Below are 21,089 nucleotides of genomic sequence, written 5' to 3'. Positions count from 1 at the left end.
ATTCGATGCGGACAACATCCTTTGTCCGCATTTTCGGTATCGACCGCGCCATTCGAATCGAGCGATCATTCGGAGCGTGAAGCAATTCATGCGCGGCCCAACATTGGACGTTTCGCCGCTGCCGACGAGCTCTTCGGAAGGGTGCAATGCAGCTACAAGACGAATTGACACGCTACGGCTACCGCCAGGAGTTGGCCCGGAGGCTGCGGTTCCGGGACCTGGTCGCGTACGGGTTGGTGTACATGGTGCCGATCGCGCCGATGGCGATCTTCGGCAGCGTCTATGCCGGCTCCGGTGGGATGGTGGCCCTGGCGTACGCGATCGGCGTGGTGGCGCTGGTGTTCACCGCGTTCTCCTACGCGCAGATGGTCAAGGCGTTCCCCATGAGCGGCAGCGTCTACAACTACGCCGGTCGGGGCATCAGCCCGCCGGTGGGTTTCTTGGCCGGCTGGGTGATCCTCCTCGATTACGTGCTCGTGCCTGGCCTGCTGTACCTGGTGGCGTCGATGGCGATGCACGCCACGGTCCCGTCGGTGCCGGTGTGGCTGTGGCTGCTCGGGTTCGTGGCGGTCAACACGGTCGTCAACTCGGTCGGGATCCGGATGACCGCGGCGGTCACTCGGGTCATGCTCGTCGGCGAGTTGATCGTCCTGGCGATCTTCTTGGCCATTGCCGGCTGGGCCCTCGCCTCGGGCAGGGGCCGGTTCAGCTGGGAGGCGTTTTACAACGCCGACACCTTCACCTGGTCGCTCGTCGCGGGCGCGGTGTCGATCGCTGTGCTGTCGTTCCTCGGCTTCGACGGCATCAGCATGCTGGCCGAGGAGACCAAGGGCGGTTCCCGGCAGATCGGCCGCGCCATGGCCGCCGTCCTGATCCTGGCCGGGGTGCTGTTCATCGTCCAGACGTGGCTGGCCGCGATGCTCGTGCCCGACCCGGCCGGTCTCCTGGCGAACGGTGACCCGAACGGGACCGCGTTCTACGACGCCGCCGCCGTGGCCGGCGGGAGTTGGCTGGCGACCGTGTGCGCAGTGGCGACGGCCATCGCCTGGGGGCTGCCGAACTCGATGGTCGCGCAGGTCGCCACCTCGCGGCTGCTGTACGCGATGGCCCGCGATCGGCAACTGCCCGCGTTCCTGGCGAAGGTGTCGATCCGCCGCAACGTGCCGATCAACGCCACCCTGCTCACCGGTGCCGTGTCCCTCGCCCTCGGCCTCTACATGGCCACCCGCGCCGACGGGATCACCCTTTTGTCGTCGCTGATCAACTTCGGGGCGATGGTCGCCTTCCTCGTGCTGCACGTCTCCGTGGTCGTGCACCACCTCATCCGCCAGCGCAGCGGCAACTGGTGGGCGCACCTGGTCATGCCCGGGATCGGGTTCGCGATCCTCGCCTACGTGGTGGTCAACGCCAATATCGCCGCGCAGCGCCTCGGCCTGGCCTGGCTCGCCCTCGGCATGGTCGTTCTCGCCGGCCTGTACCTGGTCGGCCGCCGGCCCGCGCTGTCGGGTTTGGCGCCCGCGCAGCCGCAGGCCCGTCACGTGGAACGGGTGTGACCGGCATGGACACGATCGCTTACCGTCCGGCTCGCGATGAGTTGGCCTACACCTTCGGTGGCCGGATGCCGGTGGCCCACGTCCGCTCCGGCGATGTGCTGCGGGTGTTCACGGAGGACTGCTTCGGCGGTCTCGTGCGCGGGCCGGCGGATTTGCCGTCGCGGGTGTGCCGGATGCCGTACCTGAACCCGGTGTCGGGGCCGTTCTTCGTCGAGGACGCTGAGCCCGGCGACACCCTCGCGATCTACCTCGCTGCCATCGAGCCCGCCCGGGACTGGGGAGTCTCGTCGACGTTCCCGCACTTCGGAGCACTCACTTCGACCTCGCACACCGCTACGCTGCAGCCGCCGCTGGAGGAGCGGGTGTGGGTGTACGACATCGACCGGCAGGCCGGGACGATCCGCTTCCACGCCACGGGCAGCGACCACAGCGTCGACCTGCCGCTGGATCCGATGATCGGCACGATCGGGGTCGCGCCCGGCGGGTTCGAGGCCCGCTCCACGATCGTCCCCGATTCCCACGGCGGGAACCTGGACAGCCCGGAGCTGCGCGCCGGGGCCACTCTGTACCTGGGGGTGAACGTGCACGGGGCGATGCTCGCCCTCGGCGACGGGCACGCCCGCCAGGGCGAGGGTGAGGCCTGCGGGGTCGGGGTGGAGATCGCCACGACCACCACCCTGATCATCGAGGTCATCAAGGGCGTCCCGACGGTGTGGCCCCGCCTGGAGACAGATACGTCGATCATGTCCGTTGGTTGCGCCCGTCCCCTGGAAGACGCGTACCGGGTCGCGCACCGCGACCTGGTCGGCTGGGTGGGTGACCTCACCGGCCTGGAGCAGCTCGACGCCTACCAGCTGGTGTCGCAGGCGGGGCGGGCGCCGATCGGCAACGTCTGCGACCCGAACTACACGGTCCTCGCCGCCGTCGACAAGTTGCTGCTTCCGCAGCCGCAGGCCGCCTACGGCGGGATGCACGCCCGCCTCCGACAGCACGCCGGCGGGCCGCGGTAGAGGGGACTGGACCAAATGACCTCCTCGATCCCCCAGTTGCCGTTGCGCGACGAGTTGTTCCTGCTCGGTCACGACGACGACACCGGTCAGCCGCACATTCACCGCCGGGCCCTCGCCCTTGGCCTGGCTGGTGCGGTTCTCATCGACCTGTTCCTCGCCGGGCGGATCGCTCTCGACACCACGGACGACACCCCATCGGGCGAGGAGCAGCGTCTCTGGCTGCACCTGGACCGCCCGGTCGGGGACCTGATCGCCGACACCGCCCTGGCCACCATCCGCTACGCCCACCCGACCCCGCCCCTGCGGGGGTGGCTGCGCGGGTTCGCCGACGATCTGTACGACCGCACCCGCGCCGGCCTGCACGCTGGCGGGATCCTGCGCCACGACGTGCGCCGCCGCCTCGGCGGGCTGGCCCGCACCGACCGTTATCTGCCCGCCGACCTCAAGTGGCCGGTCGTCGCCCGCGCCCGGCTGCACTACATCGCCGCCGGCCGTGATCAGCCCGACAACCACACCGCCGCCCTGGGCGGCCTCGTTGCGACCCTCGGCCTGACCCACCACCTGTACCTCGCCGACGACATCGCCGCCCTCACCGTGCAGCTGCGCACCATCGCCGCGCAGCACCACCGGCAGGTCCGCGACATTACCGCCGCGGTGGACGCCGTCGTCGGTGACCTCGCCACCGCCGCCTACCGGTGAGCCCCGCGCCATCCCACCCGATCCGCTGCCCTTGGAGGCATCTCATGGACGTCATTCCGCGTATCCGTGCCGCCCGGTGGGCGGACAAGGAACCGGTCGCCGCGATCGTCGCCGACGCCCTGCACTCCGGCCCGCTCGCCCAGTGGCTAGTGCCGGATCCGACCTGCCGGCGGCGGATCCTGGCCGATGTGGCAGTGATCTGGGTGGAGCACGCCATGTTCTTCGGCGACATTCAGATCACCGACGACCTGAGCGCCGCCGCGATGGGGTTTCACCGCTACCGCAGCATCCCGCCACCGTCGAACTACCGCAGCCGACTGGCCGACGCCGCCGGCCCGCACGCGCGGCAGTTTGAACTCCTCGACCAGCTGCTCACCCAAGTCCGACCCACCGAGCCTCACTACCACCTGGCAGTGCTCGCCGTCCTTCCCGCCGCCCAGCGGCGCGGCATCGGCGCGGCAATGCTCACCCACCACGAGAGCCGCCTCGACCGCATCGACATGCCCTCCTGGACCGAGACCATCCACGGCAGCCAGGACGTGTACCGCCGGCACGGCTACCTCCCGAGACCCGCGCTCATCCTGCCCGACGGGCCGCTCATCGCCCCAATGCGCCGCAACCCTCACCCGGCTCGCGGAGCCTGGCCCGTGAACACCGCCAGGCCGGCAACCGTCACCGCGCCGACGCGCCCCCAGTCCGACGCGCAACGCTAGGCCGGGTGCAGACGCCCAGGTCCAGGTCACAGCCCTGACTGAGTTTATCGATCACCGTCCCCGCCTCACCGCCCCCCAGCTGTGCTCGGCCCACGAAGGGGGCGTACAAGCCGGTCGCCCGCCCGTAGAGGGACGGCAGGGGCGACCGACGTGGCCGGCGACGACGGTCCCCCGCTGTCGCCGCCGGCCACACCCTCCGCCCAGATCGGCAGCAGCCTTGGGCCGTGACCGCCTGCGCCACCCCAGCGGCTCTACCCGCACCCACCACCCGAACACGAACAGCAGGAAGGAACGCCGATGCCGACGCGGACGCCAGTCCTCGCCGCGTGGACACCCGCCTTTGTCGCCGAAGTCGTCGCCGCGAGCATCGAGCACGCCGCAGTCAACGGCCTGCACCGAGCGTTCCGAGACGTGGCCCGCGGCCATGGCCTGTCGCCCGCGACGGTCGAGGAATGGGTCTCGCGGGCCCGCGCCGTACAGGCCGCGCCCGTGCCACCCGACCTCCTGGCCTGCCACACCTGCGCGCGATCCATGGTCCTCATCCAGCTGCCCGGCTGCGGCAGGGTCTACCTGTGCTCGCCGTCCTGCGGGCGCAGACCGGTTCTGGCCGACGAGATCCGCGACGCCGTCGCCGCAGTGATCCTGCACCGCACCCCACACCTTGTCCCAGCCGGCAAGACGACCCAGGCCGCCTCCTACGCGCTCGGCCCGATCCACCGCGTCGCCGTCGGCGCGACCGGCACAGACCTGCACATCACCTGGAGGGCCATCTCACGCCAGATCACCGGCCCGATGATGGGCATGGCTCAGCGTCTGCACGTGGCCCAGCGCCACGCCGCCGACAACACGCTCGAACGTGCCATCGACGTCCTGCACAGCGGGCTCCTGCACATCAATCCCACCAGCGGCAGGCTCGCCCTGGACACCGCGACCGCCCGCGCCGCCGCGCTCCTGGCCACCCTCACCCTCACCAGCGGCGAGCCAGCCGCCGCGCTGCCCTGGGCCCAGTGGGGACACCGCAGCCTGCGCCACCTCCTCCGAGACCCCACCAACCCGGAGGTCCGCGCCGCCCTGCGCGTCCTGGCCGCCACCCACCGCGCCGCCGGGAACCTCACCGCCGCCAGCGACTGCTACAGCGACCTCATCCGCCACCACACCCAAGCCGACGGACCCTACGCACTACCCACCCTCGCCGCCCAAGCCACCCTCGCCGTCGTCCTACACGAACACGGCAGCCAGGAACCGGCGCGGCAACTCCTCGCCCGGACCATCGCCGACCACCGCCGCGCCCATCCCCACCACCCCGCCGTCGCCCGCATGGCAGCCGCCCTGTACCGCATGCACACCACAGCCACCAACCCGCCGGGTCACCCCACGCGCTTCGCTATGACCGCGACGCCCGGCACCAGCTAGACCGCCCGCACCTGACCACCCACCACCGGGACAGCCTGCCTGGGCGCACCCGCACCAGACTCGCATCGGAAGGACACGAGACACCGTGCTCCGCACCACCCCCACCACGCGCCGACGGCCGGCAGGGCTAATCGCCGGCCTCATCCTCGCCGGCTGCCACCCCGGACCCTCCGCCCCGACACCGGCCACACCAACCCCCGCGACGCCACCAGCGTCCACATCCCCGGCGCTCGCGGCGACCGCGCCGGGCCTCACCCCACAGCAGCGCCTGCGCCTGCTCGCCGACACCATCACGGCCGCCCCCGCCGATCAAACCGTCGGCCTGCCCTACACCTACCTGCACACCCAATCCTGGACCCGCGCCACCAATGTCATCACCCGCTCGGACCTACAGCGCTGGCGCCGCGACACAGACGACTCCGGCCGCGAGGTGACGCGCCGGCTCCCCGACGTGCGTGGCCTCGCTCACCGCCCGACATCCGACGAGCGCCGCCAGTTCGCCGCTGCCGGGACGAAGTCGACGCGATACGTCAGCGGCGATCTCGAGCCGTACCTTCCCGAACCGCTGACCACCGACATCGCCGAGCTCGCTGGTGCGCTGGCCCCACGCGAGCTGGCCGGCGAGCCCGCATACCCGCGCATGCTCGTCCACGGCGTCATCGGCGTCGCCACCAGCCAATACCTCAACCGAGCACAGCGCGCAGCCACACTGCGCGTCCTCGCGGACGTGCCGACCATCGCCTACCAGGGCGAGCGGACTGACCTCACCGGACGAACCGGCCTCGGCTTCACCGTGACGGCCGACAACTCCCAGACGCAGCTCATCGTCCACCCCCGCACGGGCGAAATCCTCTCCGCCCACGAACAGGTGCACGGTGCGAAGTCCGGTCTGTTCTCCTACCTGCTGATCCTCGAACGCGGCCACACCGCCACCGACACCGGAACACCCTCCGGGCGGCCCTGAGCTGCCCCGTCCACTGGGAGGGGCGCATCGGCTTGCAGGTGGTGTCCGGCTCCGGCAGTCCCGGCTGGCCCAGTCCCTGTTGAAGGCGTGGATCGCTGGCGGCCTTCAGTCGTCCGCTGCCCGCTTTCAAGAACCGGCCGGAAGGGCGGAGCTGTCTCGCCGCGACGCCGTGTACAGCGCGGTGACGTAGTGGTCGATCGCCGTCGCCCCGGGTTGGCGGGCGATTACCTCGGCGACGCCGTCGAGGAACGCCTCGCGCTGGTCAGTGCTCAACTCGCGGACGTTCGGGAAGGTCCCCCACAGCCCGCGCGCGCCGTGCGGGGTCAGCTGGTGCTTCCAGCGGATCATCTCGACCTGAACGGGGCCGAACCAGTCACCTGCCCGCAGTTCCGCCATGCGCTCGGCGACCCGCAGCGGCGCTGGCACACCGGCGGGGCCGCGCCCCTGCCCCGGTAGCCATCGTCGGTACACCGCGTCCAGCTCCGTACGCCAGGGCGGGCTGCGGTCGAGGTCGCCGAAGACCGTCCACCACACCGCCAGCCCTCCGCCCGGCCGCACCAGGCGGGCCAGCCGTCGCACCGCTGCGCCCGCGTCCAGCCAGTGGAACGCGGTGGCGCAGACCGCCAGGTCGAAGGTGTCGTCGGGCAGCGCCACGGTGGCGAAGTCGCCCTCTACGACGGTCACGTCGTGGCCGGTCAGGTTCGTTCGCAGCCGAGTTGCCAGCCGGCCACCGAGTTCCACCGCCAGCACCGACGCGCCGGCGTCCACGAGAGGACGGGTCACCTGCCCGGTGCCGGGTCCGATCTCCAGGACGCGCGCACCCGGTCGCAGCCCGCACTCGGCAAGCACCTCGTACACCCGCCGCGGGTATCCCGGCCGGGCCGCCTGGTAGTTGTCCGGGTCTTCGTCGAAGCTGCCCCGCCGGCTCAGCCGATGGTCGTCACCGCCCATGTCGCGAGCGTATTCGCTCGGGCGGCCGGGGCCGGCCCGGCCCGCGGTCGTCCGCTGCCGCTTCAGTGAGGGTGGGTTCACCCCGCCTTGCGGCGCTTCTGGTTGATCTTCTTCGCGACGGCGTCGGCGGCGTCCTGGTGCAGCTGTTTGGTGACGCTCTGGTAGGTGTCGCGGGTCAGGGTCGTGGTGGAGTGGCCGAGTTGGTCGGAGAGGACCTTGATGTCTACGCCGGCGTCCAGGGCGATGGTGGCGGCGCTGTGGCGTAGGTCGTGCAGCCGGATCGGTGGTAGACCGGCCTTGCGTACAAGCCGGCGGAAGCGTTGGGTGACGGCGTTGGGGTGCCACGGCTTGCCGTCGGGGCGGACGAAGAACAGTCCGGTGTCGGGCCACACCGGGCCGGCGGCGAGTTGCCACTGGGCGCGGCGTGCCTTGTAGGCGGTGAGGACCTTGACGGTGTCGGCGTCGAGGGCGACGTCGCGGTTGCCGGCTCTGCTCTTCGGCGGTTTCTGCACCGGGGTGTAGCCGTGGGTGGCGATCTGGTTGTTGATGGTGGTCTCCCGTCGGTGCAGGCGGACCTCGCTGTCACGCAGGCCGCACGCCTCGCCGCGGCGGGGTCCGCGGTAGGCCATGTAGTGCCACATCGGGTGCAGGTCGGGAGCGTGTTGGGCGGCGTGGTCGAGAAAGTCGACGACCTGGTTGTCGGTCCACACCATCACCGGTCCGGGCACCTTTCCGGTGTCCTTCCAGCGCTGCACGCGTTCGTCCTCCCACACGATCGGCTGCGGCCGATCACCCGGGGTCTTGACCAGCGCGGCAGGGTTGGAGCCGACGATCAGTTCGTCGGCGAGGGCATCGTTGATGGCCTTGCGCAGGCAGGCGCGGATGCGCTGCCGCGTCGTGGGGCCGGTGGGCCGCACCCCGGCGACGGACCTGCGCACCGCCGGGTCGGGGCTGATCTTCGCGGCGCGGATGTCGTCGTTGCCGCGTTCGATCGCGGCGAGCATGGCACGGACGTGGCTGGTGCGCAGCTTGTCCAGCGGGACCTCGCCGAGGTGCGGGATCAAGTGCACCCGCACGATGGATTCGTAGCCGTGCAGGGTGTTGTCGTCCACGCTGAGGTGAGTCAGCCAGACGGTGAGATAGTCCGCGACGGTGGGCGCGTCAGCGAGGGGGCCGTCGCCGCGCAGCCGCTGGCGGATCCGGTCGACCTCAGGCAGGGGTCGTTTGGTGCGTGCGGCGTTCTGGAGCAGGTCGCCGATCTCGGTCCGGCGGCGCCGGTCGCCCTTGGCGAGGGCGAGCAGGTCGCGGGCGTGGTCGAGTTCGTCGGCGGCGGCCCGCCGGGAGGGTAGGCCGGAGCGGCGTAGTTGCCGGCGCGCGCCGTCGGCGGTGGGTGGGAGTTCGAGCTGGTAGGTCCAATGGCCGTGCTCGGAACTCCAGGCGCGGTTGGGGCGACGCAGCTTGGGGCAGTCGTTGCCGAGTGGCTTGCCGGTGTCGGGGTGGCGGCAGCCGCAGCGTTTGAAAATGCTTCCGTCAGGCATGGCAGGTGGTGCTCCTCGATCAGGTGGGGGTGCATCGGTTTCGTCGATCGACATCCACGCGTGATCCGCGGGCACGATCAAGTCGCCGGGACCGTCAGACGACGGTCCCGGCGCAAGGTCGGTGCTGGAAGAGGGCCGCGCGTTGGCGCGGCGTGGGGGTTTGACGGGTGGGCCCCGGTCGGCGCGCAAGGCGCCTAGGGTGGGGCACTCGTGGCACCGGCGGCGCGCTCCGGCGTGGTGCCGGGGTCCTCCAGGTGCAGGGCGGCGAGTAGCGGCGCCGTCGGTATCCGGTAGTGCGCGCCGACGTGGAAGTGCGGCACGGGGAACGCGTCGCGGCGGATCAGCTTGTAGGCGGCAGAGCGGGACATGCCGAGCACTGCCGCGGCGGTGGCCAGGTCTGTGCTGGCGCCCAGGGCGCGTATCCGCTCGGCGGTCCACGTCGGCTCCCGCTCACCCGCGGCCGCCTCTTTCCCAGACTGCGGTGGCACGGGTCGAGTGCGTCTGGACGATCTCATGGTCATCTCCTCGACGGTGGGTACGGGCGTACGGCGTCAGGCGCGGGGGCGCGCGGCGGGTTAGGCCGGATGCCCGGGTGCGGACTCGCCCCTCGCGGCCGGACCGCAGGAGCAGATCCGACAGGTGCTCGACCTGGCTCGGCGACGTCCAGCACGGCCGGCCGGGACGACTCAAGCGGTGCTTACGTCGGTGCTCGCTCATCTCGATGTCGGCGCCGCGCCGCGCCGGTCAGGGCGCTGACATCTGTAAACCCGCGCCTGTGTGCTCTGGCGAACGCCTGCCTGACTCACCGCCGCTCACAGGGGCTCACAGGGCTGCCCGTCCGACCGACCGCTCACACGGGGCCGGCGCCGACACCACGCCGATGGCCGCCGCCTCGACGCCAACCCACCCGGACAGTGGCAGAAGCCGATGACACGGTGGGCGGTGTGGCGGTTGACGAAGCTCCGGCAGCCTGTCCGCCGACGGCTCCGCCACGGTGCCAACGTGTCACACGGCGAAGTGGCGACGACCGGTCGGGCACTCATGAAAGTCGATGACAAGCTGTCCGCGAACATGTCCGTCACCGACGAGCGCGGACACCGCTGGCGAGCGGTTGACACACCCGCCCACGCGGCGCGTTGATGTCATGCCGGTTGGCCATCGCCGCCACGGGACGGACCTCCGCCAACCTGCGCCATTGTCGCTCCAGGCCGGTGACACGCGCGGCAGAGTTGTCCCGGGCCTGATCAGCAACCCCGCCGGACAAGTTGTCAACGACGAGCATCGATGACACGCGCGACGTCACGGACATCGGTCCAGGCATGGAGGACATGCTGTGCCCACCTTGAGGCCATGGCCGCGCGCACGATACCCATCGGCACTTCTCGACGTCATGTGACCGCCCGTGAACACGTGTCCGGACAAAGTGACACAGCGCCCATGCCGACGTTCCTGCCCTCTCGGACGCGGTCGCCAACGCCCGCACGGACAACCTGTCAATCGACCGCCCTCGTTGACACCGGATCGCCCGCTTCACGGGCGAGGCAGCCGGGACCGAGGGTTCTCCCACTGGTGCGCACACCTCGGCGGTCGACATGGGTGAGGCGCCGGGCATGACGCCCAGGGACGAGGACGCGGCATTTGGTCGGGGTTCGCGCCACGCCGGCGTCGTCCGCTGGCCTACCGGGCGTGCCGGCAGCGGATGCCACGCCGCTGTGAGTCGCTGTGAGTCTGTGTGAGCGGCTGTGAGTCGCTGTGAGTGGGAGGGTGTATAGGGCCCCGGAGACTCTCTTGTCGGACACTTCTCGCACCCGCCCCTACGCTCACAGCCCTGCTCAGCACCCCTAGCGCGAGTGACCAGCGGCGGTGCGACTTCAGCGGCGGTGCGACTTCAGCGGTGAAATGGCTACGGCGCCTTCGACGGCACGGAGTTCATCGGCGCTGTCATTCCGACGCCAGCCAAGGTGGTTCGGGTGCCAACGAGAGTGATCCGACCGCCGATGACGGACGAGATTCGCTGACCAAACGGGCGTGGCCAGCGGCTGTGAGTGACTGTGAGCCGCTGTGAGTGACTGTGAGCGGTGGGCGCGGCTCGACGATCGTGACCTCTTCGCTGAGCCGTCCGGGTGCCGCCCACGGTGCGCCTCGGTGGCTCACAGCCCTGCTCAGCCGTACCGCGGCCCGTCCGCGTCGCCCGCTAGGCGCCGGACTGACGCCCGGAGTTCGGGTGGGGCGCTACGGCGGTCCGGTGGGGGCAAAAGCGGGCCTGACCTGCGCTGTGAGCGGTTGTGAGTGGGTCGTGGCGTAATCGGCATCCCAGCGTCGCCGAAAAGACGGCGACCCCTCGATGGTCTCTGACCGAGGAGTACTGATCATGAGTGTGTCCAACACGATCTGGCCCGCCGCACCCCTGGACGCCGTCGACGTCGCGTTCGCGGCGCTGACCAGCGACCCGGCGCCCCTGTCCCTCGACCTCGACATGTTCGGTCCGGATGACGGCCTGCCAAGGGGTTTCGTGGCGCTGCCGGCGCTGCGGGACTGGCTGCTGGCGAACCCGCGCGCCTACACGGCCCGCGACGCGGTGTGGCGGGAGTTGATCCGTCGTGCCCGCCTGGACGGGCCGCAGTGGGTCATCGCTGCGGTCGGCATGGCGATGCCGGCGCTGCGCCGCTACGCGAGGCGGTTGTCCGACGGCTACCGCGGTGACCCCGATGACATCAGCGCGGAGGTCCTCGCGGGTTTCCTGGCGGCGCTGCGTGACCACGTGGACGTGGCCCGCCGGGCGCCGTACGCGTCGTTGTGCAGGGCCGGGTGGCGCGCCGGGCACGCGCTGCGCCAACAGGCCAGCGAGTTCGTTCCGGTCGAGGACGTGGAGCGCGTCACGGGACCGCGGACCCCGCAGGTGCCCTACGGGCATCCGGACGTGCTGGTACGCCGCGCGGTGCGCCTGGGGATCCTCGACGCCGACGACGAGCAGCCCTACATCGACGTGCGACTGGGACGGCGGGCCATGGATCCGATCGCGGCCCGGATGGGCATCAGCACCGACGCCCTGCGCATGCGGTTGGGTCGCATCGACACCCGCCTCGCCGAAGCCCTCGCCAACGGCATGCTGACCGGCGCGGCGTCCCCGCAGGCCGCCGAGGCGTTGGCGGCGCAAGCCGAACGCCGGGCCAGTCTGCGCGCCGCCAGCCGCCGTCGCCTCTCCACCACCACCGCCACGTCGACGGCAGTCGCGTAGGTCGGCTCCCTCTTCTCGCGGCGCCGTCACTTCCCCCGGTGAGGCCTCCTGGGACGGATCACCTCAACTGAGAAAACCCCTCGTTGTGAGTGGCTGTGAGTGGCTGTGAGTGGGGCAGGCGTTCGCCAGAGCACACAAGCGGCGGTTTGTTAATGACGGCGCCAGAAGTCGCGCTCGGATTCTCGCCGTACCGCATGAGCGGCCGGTGATCCGGCCGCGCGGACCAGCCGGTTCCGTGCCCGGGCTGCCGTCCGGACACGGAATCGGCGATCTGGCACCGCCCTGTCACCCACTGCGACGCACGACCGCGGTGGCGTGATCCGCCCGAGGTGTGCCGCACCGACCCGGTCACACAGGCATTCATCCGCCCCTGCCACCCCCAATCCGGGAGTGGCACCACCTTGGAGGTACCGGTCATGTCGACCACCTACCATCCCCAGTTCACTGTCCCGTCCACCCGACCGATCCCGACGGAGCTGCTCTTGGCCGAGAGCGGCCGCATGCGCCTGCCCGACTGGTGGGCCGTCGAGATGCTCGCCGAGCACCGCGTCCTGACCACCGCGCAGCTCACCGCACTCGGCTTCGCCACCACCACGGCGTCTGCCACCCGACGTCTGGCGATCCTCGCCCGCCGCGGCTGGATCGACCGCCTCTGGAACACCGGCACCGCGGCCACCGCCGACACCTCGTGGTGCCTCGGCCCGATCGGCGCCCAACTCACCCCACTCGGCGAAGACCGCGATGTCACACCGGCGCAGGTGTACCGGGCCCGCGACCGGCTCCGCGAACACGCGGAGCTGCCCGGCCTGCTGCAGGCCAACGACTTCTTCGTCGACCTGGCCACCCACGCGCTCACCGAACCCGGGAGTGACCTACGCACCTGGTGGTCACCGCGCACCTGCCGACACGTCACCGCGGCGCGACATGCCGCCTGGCACGGCGAGTACATCCACGACCGCGACCGCCACGCGTTCTGGTACCAGCCCGACCCCGGCGAGATCCGTCCCGCCGACCTCGCCGACCGCGTCCACGCCTACCGGCGGCTGGCCGAACAAACCGGCCTGGCGACCCTGCTGTTCCACGCTGCCGACCCGCAGCGCGAGCAGGACCTGCGCCGCTACCTCGAGCGCCGCAACACGCGGCACCTCACCGTCGTCACCAGCAACCCCGAGCACGGCCAACCTGCAGACCCGGTTTGGCAGCCAATCGGCGAGACACACCGCCTCGCTCTGATCGACCTTCCCCCCACCCCCGATCAGTGGCCGCCGGACACCGTGACCTTCAGGGAGGTACGGCCCCGAGCCCCACACCCCATCTACGACCCCGAACGCCCCTACGAAGAATCCGTGGCCAACGGCGAGTACCACTACCCGCCACGCCACTGACCAACCGACCACTTCTCCTCGACCGGCCCACCCGGGCCGGTCGAGGAGCAGACCGGGGCGGCCAACGAAGCGCTTACACGGTCGCTGTCAGGGGACTGGTGAGGTTGCCGTTCGCTTCGAACCCGAACGGCAACGCCGACGGCTCTCACACCGCAGGTCGCAGCCGCTACACCAACTTCGACCTTCAGGCGACTGGCTGCCCGTGTCACCGGAAGTTCGCCAAACGCGCGAGACCAGGCAGGTTGGCATCTCCAACCAGGCTTTCGGACAGCGACCGCGGACCTCCGCCGGCTCCCGCCCGCTGCGGCCGCGGGGCGCACCAACCTCACACCCGCTCGCACCTCTGACCTTGGAGCAACAACGATGATCGCCCCGCACCGCGAACCTCACCAGCGTCACCGGCCCGATTCACACCCACCCTCACCGCACCGTCTGGCCGAACCCGTTGTGCCCGGCGCTTCAGCGGTCAGTGCCGATCTCCGTTCTACCGTCCGTCTTGATCCTGACCCCCAACCTGACCCCGCACGGCCGCTCACAGCCCAGGTCAACCCCGCTGTCAGGAGTCCGGGACCGCTCCAGACAGACCCTCCAGTCTCGGGTCTCTCCCCCAGGGCTTGTGCCCATGGCTAAACACCTACCCGCCGCGGACCCACTGCTGCGCCTGCAGGCCAGCATCACCGCCCGCGACGACCGGCTCCTGGGCTGGCTCTACGACCACGGCGTGCTCACCACAGACCAGATCGCCGCCGCCCTGTTCCCATCCCTGGACTTCACCCAACGCCGGTTACGCCGCCTCACCGCCCTGCGGGCAGTCGACCGGTTCCGGCCCAACAAAGCCGACGGAGGCTCGCACCCCTACCACTACGTCCTGGACCAACTCGGCTACGACCACGTCCACGCCCAACGCGGACTCCCACGAGGCCGCCGAGACCAAGCCCGCCGACGCAAACACTCCCTCACCCGCCGGCCGGACCTGCCGCACCTGCTCGGCGGCAACCAGGTCTTCATCGACCTCGCCGCCCACGCCCGCACCCACCCCGACAGCGACCTCGTCCGCTGGCAGCCCGCGTCGGCCTACCACGAACCCGGCACCCTCTACCGCAAAGGCGCCAACCCGCACCTCATCCTTGCCGGAGCGACGGGCCTCCCTCGCCCGGACGGCGCCGGGATATGGACAGAGCGCGATCGGTCCGTGCCGTTCTTCCTCGAGTACGACACCAGCGGTGAGAACCTGCAGGTCCTCATCGACAAAGTCATCAAATACGAGCGGCTCTACCTCCTGAGCACCTGGGTGTGGCCGGTGCTGTTGCACCTACCCTCCGCACGACGCGAGGCGAACCTGCACCACCGCCTCGCCGGCACCGACCCGAAGGCGGTCATCGCCACCACCACCGCCGAACTACGCACCGCCCTCGCCGCCAGCCCCGCCCACCAGATCTGGCAACTACCCGGCCGTACCGGCCGTCACCGCCTCATCGACCTGCCCTACACCGACACCCACCACGACGACCAATACCCCACCCACCACCAGCCCACCCCGGACGAGCGGGCCGGCCAATGAGGGGAGCGGAACACACGGCGGCGTGCGGCGGCCTGCAGGCCGCAAACGCCGCCGAACCACCCCCACCCGCCAGCTCGCCAGGCCGGTAACCGTCACCCGCCCGTACGGGCGCGCACCGAGGCGACCGGAAGCGAACTGCGCCCCGATCGAGAACTGTCAAAGTCTGTCAGCCACGCTGTCCGGCGACAGCGCCCGCGCCCGCACTGGCGGCACGCCGCTCTGAGTTGCTGTGAGTGGCGAACGTCTTCACGCGACCGCCGCCGACTCCGGCCGGTGGAACCCGGCGATCAATCTTCAGCGAATTCCTACCACCGCCCGGAGCGGCGGATCAGCCGCGGTGACAACCATCGCTGAAAAGTGGCAGTTGTAGCTGACCGTCACAACAACCTTCGCGCCGCCAGCCGGGTCCGAAGATACCGGGCGACTTGATCTTTGGGAAAAGGTGAGCGTCGATCGTGTCCACCGTCCGTCCGGTAGTCCGTGCCGGACGACGTGACCGTCGACGAAAGGGACCTCACCATGCCTCGTGAACGCCTCAGCCTGCTCGCCGTGATCCCCGGCGATGTGATCGACCCACTCCTGTGGCGGCTCGCCCTCGACGTCACCGCCGCCCACCAACCCGACAACCACGGCAACTGCCGCAACCTGCAGTGCACTGGCCAGCGCGGCATGTGCGCCGCCGCCCGCACCGCCCGCCGAGCCATGAACCTCGCCCGGCCAGCCCGGCCAGCCGCCACCTCGCATCCGCCCCAGCGGACGCACGGACGCGCCGCCGCGGCTACAAACCGGCCGGGCGGATTTCGTGGCTGGTTCGCTTCCTCGTCCACACGGCCAGTGGCCGGCGCGCTGCTACGGCAGCCGCGCGAGCCATTCTCGTCAGCGGCCTCGGCCGCATAGGCGGTGGGGGCCATCGGTGACCGCCGGTGGAGTTGCTGCACGCCTACGCGCGAGGCTGTGGGCCATGACACGCAGCCGGGTTCTTGCCCATCTCGCCCGCCGGTTCACCGTCAGCGAGGAAAACCTCGCCACAGAGGCCCTGACCTATCTGCTACAGGCCTCGCCAATAGCCCGAGCCGCGATGAACGACCTCGCCCGCGACTTGGGCGCCGACTTGCCGCCGAATCTGCAGTACGTTGGCCAGGTCGGTGCTGACGGAGTTGGACGTCCCGACATCGTTGGTATCGACATGGCGGACCGAGAACGGCTGATCCTGGAAGCAAAGTTCGGCGCCGGGCTCACGGAGCAGCAGCCCGGAGGTTACCTGGCCCGGATCACCCACGGTGCCAGTGGCATGGTGCTGGTTGTAGCACCGAGCGTTCGCCTCCCTTCGCTGTGGCGCGAACTACTTGCCGAGGTGGCGCTTCCCTACCAGCCGGAAGCTGTCCAACTGCGGCATGTCAAAGTCGGCGTGCTCACGACGCTGGCCCTCGTCAGCTGGCGCGATGTCGTCACCCGAGTCCGGGACGCCCTGCGCGCAAAGAACGAGGTGGATCTGTCGGAGGACGCTGAACAGCTGTTGGCTCTGACCGAAGTCATGGACAGTGGGGCATATCTGCCAGCGCGACACGGCGAATTCAGTCAGCGGGCCGGCCAGTTGGCACACCAAAACCACCACCGATGTTGGATTCGTCCTGCATTGCCCGCACGCTGGGTCGGCATCCCCGCGCTACCGCACATGTGCCTGAACGCCGCGTTATCCACAGACCGCCGAGTTGTCCACAGCAAGGTCTTCCGGGGCAGCGTGTACGACGCGGTTGCTGGTGAGGTACTCCCGAGCGTCATCGAGGCGTGCCGCAAAGCCGAGAGGACAAGAGCATGACCAGGCGGTACCTCTCGAGCGAAAAGGCCGGCAGGCCTGGAACAACTTGGTCGGCTTGCTGGCGTGGTCGCCGCAGTCGCGAGCCTCGTCACGGCGATCGGGACCACGAGGGGCGGCCGGTGATGCCCGCCGTAGAGGTCTGGTTCTTTCCTAGGCGGTCCGGTCGACGGCTGGTTCGCACCAGTCGAGATTTGTGAGCGAGCAGCACTTCCACAGGGGGTGCTGCTCCTGCAAGCCGGCTAGTACATCTGTGCGTCTGACCATCCGACCGAGCCGGTGGAGCACCAGTACGTCCGCGACGACGCGGAGACCCGTCCGCCGGTGTACCGGTATATCCGGACCTACGTAGGATTGAGGACAGCGGCCGACGCGTTGCTAGACAGAGGCGGCACGATGGCGCGGGACGTCAAGCGGCACCGTACGTTCGCACCGGCCCTACTCAACGACGGCTGCAACGTCCGCAATCTGGTGGCGCACGGACTCGCCCACGACCTCGGCCCGGTCGAGGCCGCCCTGGCGATCCGGGCTGGCACTCTGCTGATCCTGCTTACCGCCGAGCGTGACGCCCCGCCTGTCCACTCCGCGCTTGCCACTTGCTACCGGCGCGGCGCCCCGCCGCTCGTGGGCCAGCACCTCTGCGCGGCCTTCTTGGCTGCCCGTCACGAACTACGACGGTGAGCAGCCGCTGCGGCGGCAAGCACGATCGCAGGCGCTCGCCCGCAGTTCTCAAGGTCACCCGGCGCGGACGAGAAGTTGCTTGCTGCTTGCCGGTCTTCGTCAACCGGGACCGGGCAGGCAGTGCGCAACGTCGTCGGCGGCTTCGTAGCTGCCGGCCGCTCGTTCGGCATGCGGACACTGACAACGCGCGGGGCCCGTCTACCTCGCGACAGTGGCTTGGTGAGCCACACCGGCGGTGCGGGCGCCGGCACCGACTCCCGATTACCGTCGGCGCCCATCTTTTGCCGCTGCTCACATCCAACCTGGGTAGCATCTGCGACGCCAAGGCGCTGCGCTACACGTCGAGTAGTGACCGCACCACGCCTCGTAACTCGATGCACGTTGCTACGCGACCGAAACATCACCGTCTCGCTCTACCACTCGGCAGAGAAGTCACGGATGGTCTGCGCGAGCTGCGCCAGGAAGGCGCTCCAACTCCCCTGCCGCCGGAGGTCGCCAGGCGTTGGGAACGGCAAGCGCACCAGCCAGAGCGGGTAGTCCCGATCGCGCAGACGCTCGAGTTTCAGTTGCTGAGGACTCCCTCCGCCTCGCGTCGGGTAGAGCACCAGGGCGAGGTCAGAGGCCTGACCAGCTAAGGACGCGAGGTGGCTGTAGCTGAAGAGCTGGTAGCCGTCGTCCGAGCTCGGCGTACCCCCTGTGTGCAACTTGTACTTTGCATCGGCTACGACCACGCGCCGAGACGATCTGAACATGAAGTCCGGAAATGCGTCGGCCCCAAGCTCCGGCAGCGGGCTTGCGGCGGCAGCCCGTGGTGCCCATGGTGCAGGCACACTCACCCCCTCGCCCGGGGCATTGCGGCCGACCACCAGGCCTGGGAACGCACTCACGAGAGCGAGCTCCAGACACTGCTCCCAGAACTTCTCGGTCGAGATGTGGACCAGAAGTGATTCGCTGTCGTCCGATCCATCCTTAGGAATTACGGCATGATCGCGAAGCACCGGCATCGCCGCCTCCATGGCTGGTTCCCAGATCCGGTCAAGCGGGTTGAGCCAGAGACGTTCCGCCGTGACCAGGGCTCGCTCACGGCTGACCAAACTTACGCCGGACAGGTAGCGCAGCAGGTGGACGGCGCGGGTCTGGAGGCCCGGACGGAGAGCGACGATCTTCTGCGGCAGGCGTTCGCTCGCGACGACCCGGAGAGCCGAGGCGACCACCTGTAGCAACGGTGTATCTATGGTGAGTTCGTCGAAAGTCGACTCGACGCGGGGTGTGCCGGTCGCGATCGAGAACAGCAGGCTGCGTTCACTGAGCCGACCGCGCGGCAGCTCCAGCGTCTCGGTCCGTTCGGCGTACCGGGGACGGGCACGGAAGATGAGGCTCTCGACCAGCTGCAGTAGGCGTTCGTGGGTGATTAGCCGCAGCAGGGACGGCGCGAACACGCCCTCGAACTCGAGCGGGCTGGTTGTGAGCCGGCCGCGTTCGGCCAGCAGCATCAGGTCGATGAGGTTGATGAAGGGATCATCCGAGACAGCGGAAGCCAGAACTGGATTTTTCGGTGGAGCACCGAGCGCAAGCAGATCCGCCTGGCTGCGTCCGAGGTCAGCTAGGCTCATGGCCAGGGCACCCATCGCCGATGCCGTGGTACTCAGCGCGGCGTACTCCGTTTCGTAGATCACTACGTGCGTCGTTGCCCCCCGGACGTGGTCGTACTCGCGCACCGCAGCGGCCCGTGACGACCAAGGCTTCGGTAGGACGGTGACAGTCACCCGTCCCGCGCCACCATCCGGGAGAACCGCGAAGCCTGAACGCTTGCCGCGTGGGCTGGCCTTGATCCAGAAGCGAGGCTTGCTGCTACTCGGTGTCGTCGTCACTGTCATCCTCGACGTCGTCTGGCTTGTCCGGCGTCTCGGCGACGTACTCGGCCTCAGCGCCGACCGGGATGTCAACGACCGTCAGGCCCCGAGTGAGTCCGTAGCCCTCTTCGGCGATTGCGAGCGACAGGCTGGCGAGGAACTGGTCGAACGTGGCCCAACGATCGGCCACGTCGCTGACGTTGGCGGCTTCGAGCCAGGCGTTCCTAGTGTCCGGCGCGAGTAGCTCGGTAGCACCGACCTGGGTAGCCGTATCGATAAGCTGCGGCAGGATTGCGTAGCGCCAGATCATCCATTCGGCATCTTCGTCGACGCTGGGCGGAGTGCTACCCGAGCCGGTAAGGGCTGCGAGGTTGATCTCGCCATATGCGCGGCCTCCCGTACCAGGAGTCCGCGTATGCCAGCCCGTCGGAGCCGTGCTAACAGACTGGAGCGCAAGACCGACGCTCGCAGTCCTGTCGAGCAGGAACAGCTTAAAGGTGTCGTCGTCGCGACGCAGCCAGACATGGACGTGCTGCTCCATGCCGCCGACCGGAACTTCCGACAGGATCCCCTCGTCAAGCGATGTGCGGCCCTGGTACTTCAACCGCACATTGCTGCCGCCCTTGTTGTACTCGATGGTGTTGCCCACGAACAGGCTGCCACCTACTTCGATGTCCAGCGCGTCCTGCGTACCGGCGCCGGAGCGAACCGACGTGATGTGCCCCGACGAGGCCATCGGATAGAACCGGTCGACAAGTCCCCGGCGGGAACTTGCCTCATCGGGCAGGTCGAGTTGGTTGTGGTTGCGGCCCCACATCTTGCTGACTTCAAGCCAGATGCCCCCGACGACGTTCGGCTCTTCCGCTGCGACGCGAACCTCTGCCAGCGGATCGTTTGGGTCGGCGACGGCACCTTCGGTGGCGTGGACCCCGAACAGGTAGCTGTGACCGAGCATGGCGTTCGGACCGAGGCAGTGACGAAGCGCCTCGTTCAGGTTGGTCAGCTGGTCGATCGAACGTGCGACGCGCTCAGCGGCTTCGTCACCGTCGGCCTTGATGATCTGGCTACGCAGCTCATCGCCTACAAGGGGCTCGACTCGGACGAAACCGAAGCGGCGCCGCAGTGCCGAGTCCAGCGGAGCGATCGAGCGGTCCGAGGTATTCATTGTGCCGAGCAGGTAGACGTTGTTCGGTACAGAGAACAAGGAGGCAGAGTACGGCAGCGTCACCTGCATGCCGCCGGTCCAACCGGTGCCGTCCCAGGTAGCGCGCTTGCTCGGCTCCATGGTGAGCAGGAGATCGCCGAAGACCTTCGGTACGTTGGCCCGGTTGAGCTCGTCGATAAGGACGAGATAGTCAGCCTCGGGGTGCTTCTCGGCTTCCTTGATGATCAGACGCAGGAAGCCGTCACGACGGACGAACGAATTACTCTCGTCGTCGTAGCGCAGACCTTCGACGAACTCTTCGTAGGTCGTGTTCGGGTGAAGGGTGATGGCGAACTTGCCCCGGCCGTTGCCAGCGAGCCGACGACCGGTCTCGGCCTGCCAGGCCGCAGCCACCGCCTCAATGACGTGGCTCTTACCCGTCCCTGGTGGTCCTTCGAGCACCGCGTTCTTGAATCGACGCAGCACCCGGATCGCCTCGATCGCCAGTTCCATTCAGTCCACCTCTCCATCCCTACACCTGACTCTATGGGAGGGCACTGACAGAGCCTT

17 protein-coding genes are annotated in these 21,089 nt (G+C 69.2%); 12 read left to right on the top strand and 5 right to left on the bottom strand.

Features of this window, described 5'->3' with window-relative positions; translation table 11 throughout:
- The first annotated feature begins 146 nt into the window (after positions 1 to 146).
- The 6 genes from AB0C19_RS17645 to AB0C19_RS17620 all read left to right on the top strand — a co-directional run bounded on the left by AB0C19_RS17645 (position 147) and on the right by AB0C19_RS17620 (position 6,352).
- A complete protein-coding gene (locus tag AB0C19_RS17645; protein ID WP_357186144.1) occupies positions 147 to 1,553 on the top strand; it encodes an APC family permease in 1,407 nt (468 codons plus the stop codon).
- A complete protein-coding gene (locus AB0C19_RS17640) occupies positions 1,550 to 2,563 on the top strand; it encodes an acetamidase/formamidase family protein (protein WP_357186140.1) in 1,014 nt (337 codons plus the stop codon). The genes AB0C19_RS17645 and AB0C19_RS17640 overlap by 4 nt, the downstream gene beginning before the upstream one ends.
- A gap of 15 nt (positions 2,564 to 2,578) precedes the next feature.
- Entirely contained in the window at positions 2,579 to 3,262 is a 684-nt protein-coding gene (locus tag AB0C19_RS17635) for a GPP34 family phosphoprotein (protein ID WP_357186137.1), read from the top strand.
- Between the two features lie 44 nt (positions 3,263 to 3,306).
- Complete coding sequence (locus AB0C19_RS17630) at positions 3,307 to 3,975, top strand: GNAT family N-acetyltransferase (RefSeq protein ID WP_357186133.1); 669 nt, start codon at positions 3,307 to 3,309, stop codon at positions 3,973 to 3,975.
- Positions 3,976 to 4,272: 297 nt separating this feature from the next.
- Positions 4,273 to 5,388 carry a tetratricopeptide repeat protein gene (locus tag AB0C19_RS17625; protein WP_357186130.1) on the top strand — a complete coding sequence of 372 codons (1,116 nt, stop codon included), beginning with the start codon at positions 4,273 to 4,275 and terminating at the stop codon, positions 5,386 to 5,388.
- A gap of 85 nt (positions 5,389 to 5,473) precedes the next feature.
- The gene (locus tag AB0C19_RS17620; RefSeq protein ID WP_357186127.1) at positions 5,474 to 6,352 is read left to right on the top strand and encodes a hypothetical protein; all 879 of its coding nucleotides are present in this window, start codon (positions 5,474 to 5,476) and stop codon (positions 6,350 to 6,352) included.
- Between the two features lie 126 nt (positions 6,353 to 6,478).
- Here AB0C19_RS17620 and AB0C19_RS17615 read toward each other — a convergent pair whose 3' ends face one another.
- The 3 genes from AB0C19_RS17615 to AB0C19_RS17605 form a co-directional block, all read right to left on the bottom strand.
- On the bottom strand, positions 6,479 to 7,303 hold the full coding sequence (locus tag AB0C19_RS17615; protein ID WP_357186124.1) for a methyltransferase domain-containing protein: 825 nt from the start codon (positions 7,301 to 7,303) through the stop codon (positions 6,479 to 6,481).
- A 77-nt stretch (positions 7,304 to 7,380) separates the two neighbouring features.
- Positions 7,381 to 8,841, bottom strand: a complete 1,461-nt coding sequence (locus AB0C19_RS17610) for a tyrosine-type recombinase/integrase (protein ID WP_357186121.1) — start codon at positions 8,839 to 8,841, stop codon at positions 7,381 to 7,383.
- A 194-nt stretch (positions 8,842 to 9,035) separates the two neighbouring features.
- The gene (locus AB0C19_RS17605; RefSeq protein ID WP_357186118.1) at positions 9,036 to 9,356 is read right to left on the bottom strand and encodes a helix-turn-helix domain-containing protein; all 321 of its coding nucleotides are present in this window, start codon (positions 9,354 to 9,356) and stop codon (positions 9,036 to 9,038) included.
- 1,856 nt (positions 9,357 to 11,212) lie between these two features.
- Here AB0C19_RS17605 and AB0C19_RS17600 point away from each other — a divergent pair.
- The 6 genes from AB0C19_RS17600 to AB0C19_RS17575 all read left to right on the top strand — a co-directional run bounded on the left by AB0C19_RS17600 (position 11,213) and on the right by AB0C19_RS17575 (position 17,522).
- Positions 11,213 to 12,079 carry a hypothetical protein gene (locus AB0C19_RS17600; protein ID WP_357186115.1) on the top strand — a complete coding sequence of 289 codons (867 nt, stop codon included), beginning with the start codon at positions 11,213 to 11,215 and terminating at the stop codon, positions 12,077 to 12,079.
- 416 nt (positions 12,080 to 12,495) lie between these two features.
- On the top strand, positions 12,496 to 13,464 hold the full coding sequence (locus AB0C19_RS17595; RefSeq protein ID WP_357186112.1) for a replication-relaxation family protein: 969 nt from the start codon (positions 12,496 to 12,498) through the stop codon (positions 13,462 to 13,464).
- Positions 13,465 to 14,086: 622 nt separating this feature from the next.
- The gene (locus AB0C19_RS17590; RefSeq protein WP_357186110.1) at positions 14,087 to 15,025 is read left to right on the top strand and encodes a replication-relaxation family protein; all 939 of its coding nucleotides are present in this window, start codon (positions 14,087 to 14,089) and stop codon (positions 15,023 to 15,025) included.
- 480 nt (positions 15,026 to 15,505) lie between these two features.
- Entirely contained in the window at positions 15,506 to 15,922 is a 417-nt protein-coding gene (locus AB0C19_RS17585) for a hypothetical protein (RefSeq protein ID WP_357186107.1), read from the top strand.
- A gap of 64 nt (positions 15,923 to 15,986) precedes the next feature.
- Positions 15,987 to 16,844 carry a hypothetical protein gene (locus AB0C19_RS17580; RefSeq protein WP_357186103.1) on the top strand — a complete coding sequence of 286 codons (858 nt, stop codon included), beginning with the start codon at positions 15,987 to 15,989 and terminating at the stop codon, positions 16,842 to 16,844.
- A 393-nt stretch (positions 16,845 to 17,237) separates the two neighbouring features.
- Positions 17,238 to 17,522 carry a hypothetical protein gene (locus AB0C19_RS17575; protein WP_357186100.1) on the top strand — a complete coding sequence of 95 codons (285 nt, stop codon included), beginning with the start codon at positions 17,238 to 17,240 and terminating at the stop codon, positions 17,520 to 17,522.
- Between the two features lie 413 nt (positions 17,523 to 17,935).
- On the opposite strand, the gene AB0C19_RS17570 is transcribed toward AB0C19_RS17575, so the two are convergent.
- Both AB0C19_RS17570 and AB0C19_RS17565 read right to left on the bottom strand, forming a co-directional pair.
- Entirely contained in the window at positions 17,936 to 19,393 is a 1,458-nt protein-coding gene (locus tag AB0C19_RS17570) for a hypothetical protein (RefSeq protein WP_357186098.1), read from the bottom strand.
- Positions 19,374 to 21,032: an AAA family ATPase gene (locus AB0C19_RS17565; protein WP_357186095.1), complete on the bottom strand. Its 1,659-nt coding sequence runs from the start codon at positions 21,030 to 21,032 to the stop codon at positions 19,374 to 19,376. Before AB0C19_RS17565 ends, AB0C19_RS17570 begins: the two co-directional genes overlap by 20 nt.
- Between the last annotated feature and the right edge of the window lie 57 nt (positions 21,033 to 21,089).

The sequence above is a fragment of the Micromonospora sp. NPDC048842 genome (genome assembly GCF_040649935.1).
In the GTDB taxonomy this organism is placed as follows: domain Bacteria; phylum Actinomycetota; class Actinomycetes; order Mycobacteriales; family Micromonosporaceae; genus Micromonospora; species Micromonospora hortensis.
Note: the sequence above shows the minus strand (reverse complement) of the source record. Positions and strands in the feature narration are given on the sequence as shown.